A 9,083-nucleotide genomic window follows, 5' to 3' on the forward strand; every position below is an offset into this window, starting at 1 on the left:
CTACAGTCGTGCCGCGTGGATCGCGCTCACGAGGATCGCCCGTGCGCCCAGGGCGTACAGGTCGTCCATGACGTGGTTCATGTCCACGCGCGGGATCATGACGCGCACGGCCGCCCAGTCCTTGTCGTGGAGCGGCGACACCGTGGGCGACTCGAAGCCCGGCGCGACGGCCGTGGCGGCCTCGAGCGCGGTCAGGGGCACGTCGTAGTCGAGCATCACGTACTGCCGGGCGACGAGCACGCCCTGGAGGCGCCGCATGAGCGTGTTCGTGCCGGGCTTCTCGACGCCCGAGCCGATGAGCACGGCCTCGGAGTCGAGGATGACCGGCCCGAAGATGTCGAGGCCCGCCTTGCGCAGCGTGCCCCCGGTCGAGACGACGTCGGCGACGGCATCCGCGACACCGAGCCGCACGGCCGACTCGACGGCGCCGTCGAGCTTCACGAGCTTGGCCGTGACGCCGTTGCGCTCGAGGAAGGCCCCGACGAGGCCTGGGTAGCTCGTCGCGACCCGGACGCCCTGCAGGTCGGCGAGCACCGAGTACGCCCCGGGCGCGCCGGCGAAGCGGAACGTCGAGTCGCCGAAGCCGAGCGGCGCGATCTCGGTGGCGTCGGAGCCCGAGTCGAGCAGCAGGTCGCGGCCGGTGATGCCCACGTCGAGCGCGCCCGAGCCGACGTAGGTGGCGATGTCTCGGGGGCGGAGGTAGAAGAACTCGACCCCGTTGCGGGGGTCGGCGACGATGAGCTCGCGCGGGTCGCGGCGGCCGGTGTACCCGGCCTCGTAGAGCATCTGCGCGGCGGTGTCGGAGAGCGAGCCCTTGTTGGGCACGGCGATTCGGAGCATTCCCTGGCTTTCGTGTCGACGGAACTGATCTGCGGTCATGGCGGATCAGAGATGTCGGTACACGTCGGCGAGGGTCAGCCCCTTCGCGAGCATGAGCACCTGCAGGTGGTAGAGCAGCTGCGAGATCTCCTCGGCGGTCTCGTCGTCGCCCTGGTACTCGGCGGCCATCCAGACCTCGGCCGCCTCCTCGACGATCTTCTTGCCGATGGCGTGCACGCCGGCGTCGAGCTGGCGCACGGTGCCGGAACCCTCTGGACGGGTGGTGGCTTTGTCGCTGAGCTCGACGAAGAGGTCGTCGAAGGATTTCACTCGACCAGCCTACCGATGCGCGTGGGTGTGCGCCGACGCGGCGTCGCGCAGCGACGCGATGCGCTCGGCCGGCACCTCCCCGCCGAAGACGGCGGATCCCGCGACGAACGTGTTCGCGCCCGCCTCGGCGGCGATGCCGATGGTGTCGGCGGTGATGCCGCCGTCGACCTGCAGCCACACGTCGAGTCCCGCGTTGCGTACGGCGTCGGCGACGCGGCGCAGCTTCGGCATGGTCTCGGGGATGAACGACTGGCCCCCGAAGCCCGGCTCGACGGTCATGATCAGCACCTGGTCGAACTCGGGCAGGAGGTCGAGGAAGGGCGTGGCATCCGTGCCCGGCTTCAGCGCGATGCCCGCGCGCGCGCCGATCTCGCGCAGCCGTCGTGCGAGCGACACGGGCTCGCCCGCCGCCTCGGCGTGGAACGTGACCGAGGCTGCGCCGGCCTCGGCGTAGCCCGGCGCCCAGCGGTCGGGGTCGTCGATCATGAGGTGCACGTCGAGCGGGATGGGCGAGACCTGCTGCAGCCGCTCGACCATGGGCAGGCCGAACGTGAGGTTCGGCACGAAGTGGTTGTCCATGATGTCGACGTGCACCAGGTCCGCCGACGCGATGCGCCCGAGCTCGTGCTCGAGGTTCGCGAAGTCCGCGGCGAGGATGCTCGGGTTGATGCGCGTCGTCATGCCGCCAAGCCTAGCGAGCGGCCTCCGGGGCATCCGTCGTCGTTCGCTGCACGAGCGCGACGAACATCGCGTCCGTGCCGTGCCGGTGCGGCCAGAGCTGGGCGGTCTCGGGCGCACCGGCGAGGTCGAGCGGATGCCGCGCCACGCCCTGCATGACGGCCTGCGTGTCGAGCTGCCGGATGCCGCCGCCCCATCGCCGGAGCGCCGCGTTCAGCGTCCCGTGGGTCTCGGCGGTGTGCGGCGAGCAGGTGACGTACGCGAGGATGCCGCCCGGCGCGAGCGCCCGCACCGCCGCGTCGAACAGGTCGCCCTGCAGGCGGGTCAGCTCGGCGACGTCCGACGGCGCCTTGCGCCACCGCGCCTCCGGCCGTCGCCGGAGCGCGCCGAGTCCCGTGCACGGGGCGTCGAGGAGGATGCGGTCGAACCCGTCGGGGGCGCCGAACTCAGCCGCGTCGACCGTTCGGCCGTCGCCCACGCGTACCTCGACGGGCAGCGGCACTCCCGCGATCGCCGTGCGCACGAGGTCGGCGCGGGTCGGGACGAGCTCGTTCGCGGCGAGCACCGCGCCGCCCGTGGCGGCCTCGGCGGCGAGCACGGCGGTCTTGCCGCCGGGGCCGGCGCACAGGTCGAGCCAGCGCTCCCCCGGCCGCACCGGTGCCGCACGGGTGAGGGCGAGCGCGGCGAGCTGGGACCCCTCGTCCTGCACGCGGACGCGACCCTCGGAGGACTCGGCCGCGGCGATCGCGTCGTCGGCGACGCCGCCGATCGGCGAGTACCGGTCGGGTTCGAAGCCCGGGACGTCGTCGACGTCGGCGCCGAGGCCCGGGAGCACCGCGAGGTTCACGCGGGGCGAGGCGTTGTCGGCGGCGAGCAGCGCCTCGAGCTCGTCGCCGCGGCCCTCGTGCTCGAGCGCGGCGCGGAACGCGCGGACGATCCACTCGGGGTGGCTCTCGAGGCGCGCGAGGCGCTCCTCCTCGCTGGGCGCGCCCTCGGCGATGAGCTCCCGCCAGCCCTCGGGCGAGGTTCGCGAGATCGTGCGCAGCACGGCGTTCGCAAAGCCCGCCGCCTTCTGCTCGACCCGGCGGGCGAGCGCGACCTGCTCGTTGACCGCCGCGTGGGTCGGCACCCGGGTCGCGAGCAACTGGTGCGCGCCGAGCCGCAGCACGTCGAGGACGGCCGGATCGATCGCCGACGTCGGCCGGCCCGCGGCGAGCTCGATGACCTGGTCGTACGTGCCCTGCCGGCGGAGCGTGCCGTACGTGAGCTCGGTCGCGAGCGCGGCGTCGGCCTTGCTCAACCCCGCCCGGCGGATGCGCACGGGCAGGAGGAGGTTCGCGTAGGCCTCGTCGGCGCGCACCGCCGCGAGCACGTCGTACGCCACGAGCCGTGCCGGCGAGACGCGTTCGTCGCGACGTTCGTCGCGGCGGCCGGTGCGGTTGCCACGATCGCGTGCGGAGCCCTGGGTGCGGCCCCTCCGATCGCCGCCGCTCGCGCCGCGTCCGCCGTCTCCACCCTGCCCGGTGCTCATCGCGCCACCGCCCCATCGCGGCCGGAGCCGCGCCACCAGTCCGCCGCGGACATCGCGGTGCGGCCGGCGGGCTGGACGCGGCGCAGCTCGAGCGCGCCCGTGCCGGTGCCGACGAGGAGGCGTCGCCCGACGAGCTCGAGGGCGCCGGGGGCGAGCGCCGCGGCATCCGTCGCCGTCGTCTCGCTCGCCTCGCCGAGGTCGAGCACCTTCACGCGCTGCTCGTCGACCGTGGTCCACGCGCCGGGCTCGGGCGTGACGCCGCGGAAGCGGCTGCGCACCGCGTCGGCGGAAGCCGTCCAGTCGAGCCGCGCGTCGTCGATGCCGAGCTTCGGCGCGAACGTGGGCTCCCCCGCCTGCGGCGTCGCGGACGCCGATCCGTCGGCGATGCCGTCGACCACCTCGGCGAGCAGGTCGGCGCCCTCGTCCGCGAGCGCGTCGAGCAGCTCGCCCGCGGTGCCGTCGCCCGACGGTCGGGCCCGCATGGCGAACACGTCGCCCGCGTCGAGCTCGGGCACGAGCCGGAACACGGATGCCCCGGTCTCGGCGTCGCCGGCGATGAGCGCGTGCTGCACGGGGGCGGCACCGCGCCAGGCGGGCAGGAGCGAGAAGTGCAGGTTGATCCAGCCGTGCGGGGGCGCCGACAGCAGCGGCTCGCGGACGAGGCCCCCGTAGGCGACGATGACGCCGAGGTCGGGTTCGAGCTCGAGGATGCGCCGCGTCGTCGGCTCGTCGAGCCGCGCTGCCTCGATGACGGCGAGCCCGAGTCGCTCGGCCGCGGTGGCGACCGGCGAGGGCGTCAGCACACGCTTGCGGCCCTGCTGCGCCGCGGGGCGCGTGACCACCGCGACGATCTCGTGCCCGCTCACGGCGAGTCGTTCGAGCGACGGGACGGCGGCGGCCGGCGTGCCGGCGAACACGAGACGGAGCTTCTGCACACTCCATTGTGGCCGACGGCCGCGCACGGCAGGCGCCGGACCGACGGGCCGGCAGCATCGCAGACGGCGTCAGGGCACGTCGGGATCGTCGAACCGCACGCGCAGCACCGGCGGTCGCCGCACGGGACGCCCGGCGACGGGCCGCCGTCGCTCGGTCGCCACGCGGATCATCTCGGCGCGCAGCTCGCGCGCGACCCGGGCGCCCGCGCCGTAGTCGAACCGCGCGATCGCCCGCTGCAGGCCCGCGTCCTCGTCGCCGGTGGGCGCCGGTCCGAGCACGTCGACGCCCTCGATGCCGCGCACCGCGTCGACGGCGCGGGTGACCGCCGCGTGCCCGGCGGTCACGCTCGCGACCCGCACCGCGGGCGGGAAGCGCAGCGCGCGCCGCGCCGCCAGCTCGGTGGCCGCCCACTCGGGCTGGCGCCACGTGGACAGCGCGGTGGCCAGCGCTCCGCCGACGCCCACGAGGAACACCGGCGCGCCGTGAGCCGCCAGCGCGCTGGCGTTCGACCACCACCGCAGGCAGTCCTCGGCGACGCGCAGGGACTCCCGCAGCAGCATCCGCTCGCCGTCGAGGAGCACGACGGCCCGGTAGCCGCCGTCGGCGAGGGGTTCGGCGCCACGCGTGGCGACGACGAGCGCCGGCTCGGCGCCGACACGCAGCACGGGCCGCTCGCCGTCGGAGAGGATCACCCGGGCGCGCGGGAAGGCGCGGCCCAGCTCCTCGGCGGTGCGGCTCGCGCCCACGGTCGCGGCGCGCAGGCGCGTGCCGTCGCACACCGGGCAGCGCCAGCCGCTCGCGCTCGTGCCGCACAGCACGCAGCGCGGGTCACCGCCGCCGCGCGGCACCACGAGCGTGCCCCCGCAGGCCGCGCAGTGGGCCGGCTCCCGGCAGCGGTCGCACGCGAGCAGCGGGGCGTTGCCCGGACGGGCCACCTGGACGAGCACCGGACCCTCGCGCACCGCCTCCTGCGCCTGCCGCCAGGCCGCCGACGGGATGCGCGCGGACCCCGGCTCAGGGCTCGCCTGCTGCTCGGTCAGGACGACCTTCGGGCGCACCTGCGCGGCCGGCTCGAGCGCATGCACCCAGCCGATCCCGACGAGCCGCTCGACCTCGACGCTGCGGGTGTGGGCCGCGAAGAGCAGCGCGGCACTGCTCTGCTCCTGGCGCACGAGCGCCGCGTCACGCGGATGCACGCCCGGTGCGAGCGGTTCGTTGAGGAGCGCGTCGCCGTCGTCCCAGATCGCGATCAGGCCGAGTCGGGCGGCCGGCGCGTACACGGTCGAACGGTTGCCGACGATGATGCGGGCGTCGTCGCGCGTGGCGTCGAGGAACGCGCGGTAGCGGTCGCCGCCCGACTGGCGGGCGTCGGTGCGCAGCACGCGTCGCGAGTCGACGAGGGCGTGGAGCGCCGCCTCGAGCTGCTCCTGGTCGCGGTAGTCGGGCACGACGAGCAGCGCCGAGCGGTCGCCGTGCAGCGCGTGGGCGGCCGCCTGCGCCAGCGTGACGGCCCACGCGCCGACCCACTCCCCCGTCGGCAGGCGCAGCGGACGCGGATCCGCGCCGAGGGTCATCCGCTCGCCGCGGTCGATGCCCCCTTCGATCGCGCCCGCCGGCGCCCCGTGGATCGGCGGCGGCGCCTCGGGCAGGGGGCCGGGGTCGCCCGGCGAGGCGAGCCACGATCGCTCCACCCGCACGTAGCGGCTCGGGACGGCGAGGCGCAGGATGTCGCTCGCATTGCCCGCGGCCCGGTCGGCGACGGCGCGCGCGAGCGTCCACACCTCGGGGACGAGCATGGGCACGTCAGACACGACGTCCTCGAGCTCGCTCAGCGTGCCGCCGTACTCGCTCGTGTCGGCGAGCTCCACGAGCCACCCGTCGGCGATCCGGCCGCCGGTGCGCAGCGGCACGCGCACCCGGACCCCGGGGCGCGCCCGCTCGCGGAGGGGTTCGGGCACCGCGTAGTCGAAGAGCTGGTCGAGCTGCGGCAGGGGCGAGTCGACGAGCACCCTGGCGACGGCGCCGCCCGGCACGTCAGAGCCCGGCGGCGCTGCGGAGGTCGTCGACGCGGTCGAGCCGCTCCCAGGTGAACTCGGGCAGTTCGCGGCCGAAGTGGCCGTAGGTCGCGGTCTTCGCGTAGATCGGGCGCAACAGGTCGAGGTCGCGGATGATCGCCGCGGGCCGCAGGTCGAACACCTCGCGGATCGCGCCGATGATGCGCTCCTCGGGCACGTGGGCCGTGCCGAACGACTCGACGTAGAGGCCGACGGGCGCCGCCTTGCCGATCGCGTACGCGACCTGCAGCTCGATCCGATCGGCGAGCCCGGCCGCGACCGCGTTCTTCGCGACCCAGCGCATGGCGTACGCCGCCGAGCGATCGACCTTCGACGGGTCCTTGCCGCTGAAGGCGCCGCCGCCGTGCCGGCTCGCGCCGCCGTACGTGTCGATGATGATCTTGCGCCCGGTGAGGCCCGCGTCGCCCTGCGGTCCGCCGATCTCGAAGCGGCCGGTCGGGTTGATGAGCACCGAGAGGTCGGAACGCGAGAGCTCGACGGTCTCGAGCACCGGCTGGATCACGAGCTCCTCGACCTCGGCGCGCAGCTGCTCGGTCGAGACGGCCGGCGAGTGCTGCGTCGAGAGCACGACGGTCTCGATGGTGCGCGGCACCTGTCCGTCGTAGCCGACGGTGACCTGGGTCTTGCCGTCGGGACGAAGGTAGTCGAGCTCGCCCTGCTTGCGCACCGCGGCGAGCCGCTCGGCGAGCCGGTGCGCGAGCCAGATCGGCACGGGCATGAGCTCGCGGGTCTCGCGGGTGGCGTAGCCGAACATGATGCCCTGGTCGCCCGCGCCCTGACGGTCGAGTGCGTCGTCGCTGTCGCGCTCGCGGGTCTCGAAGGCGTTGTCGACGCCCTGCGCGATGTCGGGCGATTGCCCCCCGATCGACACGGAGACGCCGCACGAGCGGCCGTCGAACCACACATCCGACGAGTTGTAGCCGATCGAGGTCACGCGGTCGCGCACGATCGCCGGGATCTCGACGTATCCGGTCGTCGTCACCTCGCCCGCCACGTGGACGAGTCCGGTCGTCACGAGCGTCTCGACGGCGACACGGGCGTGCGGGTCGACGGTGAGCAGCGCGTCGAGGATCGAGTCGGAGACCTGGTCGCAGATCTTGTCGGGGTGACCCTCGGTGACGGATTCGGAGGTGAACAGTCGGAGTGCGCTCATGTCGTGGGCTCGTGTTCCTTCGTGGTGTCGGCGTCGGCCGCTGAGGTCGTCACCATCGAGACAACCACGTCGAGGATGTCATGGGCCACTGATGTCTTCGTTCCGTGTGCTCGTGTGACGATGCCGCCGTCGGCTCCGATCACCACGATGCGGTTCTCGTCGCTCGCGAACCCCTCGTGCCAGCCCACGCGGTTGACCACGAGCAGGTCGGCGCCCTTCGCCTCGCGCTTGGCGCGACCGAGCGCGAGGAGCTTCTCGTCGTCGGGCTCGGTCTCGGCGGCGAAGCCCACGAGCAGCGTGCCGTCGTGCGGCGCATGCCCGAGCCCGGCGAGGATGTCGGGATTGCGCACGAGCTCGAGCGTCAGCCCGGCGTCGCTCGCGTCCTTCTTGAGCTTCGACTCGCTCACGTCGGCCGGACGGTAGTCGGCGACGGCGGCGGCCATCACCACGACGTCGGCGCCGCGAGCGGCGTCGGTCACGGCATCCTGCAGCTCGAGCGCGGTCGACACGCGGCGGATGTCGCAGCCGCCGGGGTCGGGCACCTCGAGGTTCGCGGCGACGAGGGTCACCTCGGCGCCGCGCGCGCGAGCGGCCTCGGCGATGGCGACGCCCTGCTTGCCGCTGGAGCGGTTGCCGAGGAACCGCACGGGATCGAGCGGCTCCCGCGTGCCGCCGGCTGTCACGACGACGCGCATGCCCGCGAGGTCGCGTCGACCGGATGCCGCGGCGACCTCGAGCGCGGCGGCCGCGATCACGTCGGGCTCCTCCATGCGCCCGGGCCCGCTGTCGGCGCCCGTGAGCTGGCCGATGGCCGGACCGACGACGGTGACTCCGCGCGAACGGAGGGTGGCGATGTTCGCCTGGGTCGCCGGATGCCGCCACATCTCGGTGTGCATCGCGGGGGCGATGACGACGGGCGCCTCGCTCGCGAGCACGGTGTTGCCGAGCAGGTCCTCGGCGAGGCCCGTGGCGAGCTTCGCGATCGTGTTGGCCGTGGCCGGTGCGATCACGATGAGGTCGGCGGCCTGCCCGATGGCGACGTGGCGGACCTCGGCGACGCCCTCGTAGAGGTCGGTGTGCACGGGGTTGCGCGAGATCGCCTCGAGCGTCGGACGCCCCACGAAGCGGAGCGCGCCCTCGGTGGGCACGACGTGGACGTCGTGCCCGGCGAGCACGAGCGCGCGGACGACGCCGACGGCCTTGTACGCCGCGATGCCGCCGGTGATGCCGACGACGATGTTGAGCCGCGACATCCGCGCCGTGCTATTCGCCGATGGGGCGGAGCCGGAGCTTGTCCTCGTTGATCTCGTGGAGCGCGACCGACAGCGGCTTGTCGTCGATCGACGAGTCGACGAGCGGCCCGACGTTGTCGAAGAGGCTGCCCTCGTGCAGGTCCGCGTAGTAGTCGTTGATCTGGCGCGCGCGCTTCGACGCGAAGATCACGAGCTGGTACTTCGAGTCGACCTTCGAGAGCAGGTCGTCGATGGGCGGATCGATGATGCCGGACAGCTTCTCAGCCATGGAGGAACTCCTTCAGACGGAACGGGCGCACCGGAGTGCG

Annotated in this window: 9 protein-coding genes; all 9 read right to left on the minus strand. The window is 74.1% G+C overall.

The window, feature by feature from the left end; genetic code table 11:
• Entirely contained in the window at positions 1 to 840 is an 840-nt protein-coding gene (gene hisG, locus ACFVN5_RS09720) for an ATP phosphoribosyltransferase (protein ID WP_376954850.1), read from the minus strand.
• A 45-nt stretch (positions 841 to 885) separates the two neighbouring features.
• Positions 886 to 1,149, minus strand: coding sequence for a phosphoribosyl-ATP diphosphatase (locus tag ACFVN5_RS09725; protein WP_148734894.1), 264 nt, complete (start codon positions 1,147 to 1,149; stop codon positions 886 to 888).
• A gap of 9 nt (positions 1,150 to 1,158) precedes the next feature.
• Positions 1,159 to 1,830, minus strand: a complete 672-nt coding sequence (gene rpe / locus ACFVN5_RS09730) for a ribulose-phosphate 3-epimerase (protein WP_376954851.1) — start codon at positions 1,828 to 1,830, stop codon at positions 1,159 to 1,161.
• 10 nt (positions 1,831 to 1,840) lie between these two features.
• A complete protein-coding gene (locus ACFVN5_RS09735; RefSeq protein WP_376954852.1) occupies positions 1,841 to 3,358 on the minus strand; it encodes an RsmB/NOP family class I SAM-dependent RNA methyltransferase in 1,518 nt (505 codons plus the stop codon).
• Entirely contained in the window at positions 3,355 to 4,293 is a 939-nt protein-coding gene (gene fmt, locus ACFVN5_RS09740; protein ID WP_376954853.1) for a methionyl-tRNA formyltransferase, read from the minus strand. Before fmt ends, ACFVN5_RS09735 begins: the two co-directional genes overlap by 4 nt.
• A 69-nt stretch (positions 4,294 to 4,362) precedes the next feature.
• Entirely contained in the window at positions 4,363 to 6,327 is a 1,965-nt protein-coding gene (locus ACFVN5_RS09745; RefSeq protein ID WP_376954854.1) for a primosomal protein N', read from the minus strand.
• Between the two features lies 1 nt (position 6,328).
• Complete coding sequence (metK, locus tag ACFVN5_RS09750; protein WP_376954855.1) at positions 6,329 to 7,522, minus strand: methionine adenosyltransferase; 1,194 nt, start codon at positions 7,520 to 7,522, stop codon at positions 6,329 to 6,331.
• The gene (gene coaBC / locus ACFVN5_RS09755; RefSeq protein WP_376954857.1) at positions 7,519 to 8,775 is read right to left on the minus strand and encodes a bifunctional phosphopantothenoylcysteine decarboxylase/phosphopantothenate--cysteine ligase CoaBC; all 1,257 of its coding nucleotides are present in this window, start codon (positions 8,773 to 8,775) and stop codon (positions 7,519 to 7,521) included. The genes metK and coaBC overlap by 4 nt, the downstream gene beginning before the upstream one ends.
• Positions 8,776 to 8,785: 10 nt before the next feature.
• Positions 8,786 to 9,043, minus strand: coding sequence for a DNA-directed RNA polymerase subunit omega (gene rpoZ, locus ACFVN5_RS09760; RefSeq protein WP_067947279.1), 258 nt, complete (start codon positions 9,041 to 9,043; stop codon positions 8,786 to 8,788).
• Positions 9,044 to 9,083 lie beyond the last annotated feature (40 nt).

Source organism: Agromyces sp. NPDC057865 (assembly GCF_042796995.1).
Classification (GTDB): Bacteria; Actinomycetota; Actinomycetes; order Actinomycetales; family Microbacteriaceae; genus Agromyces.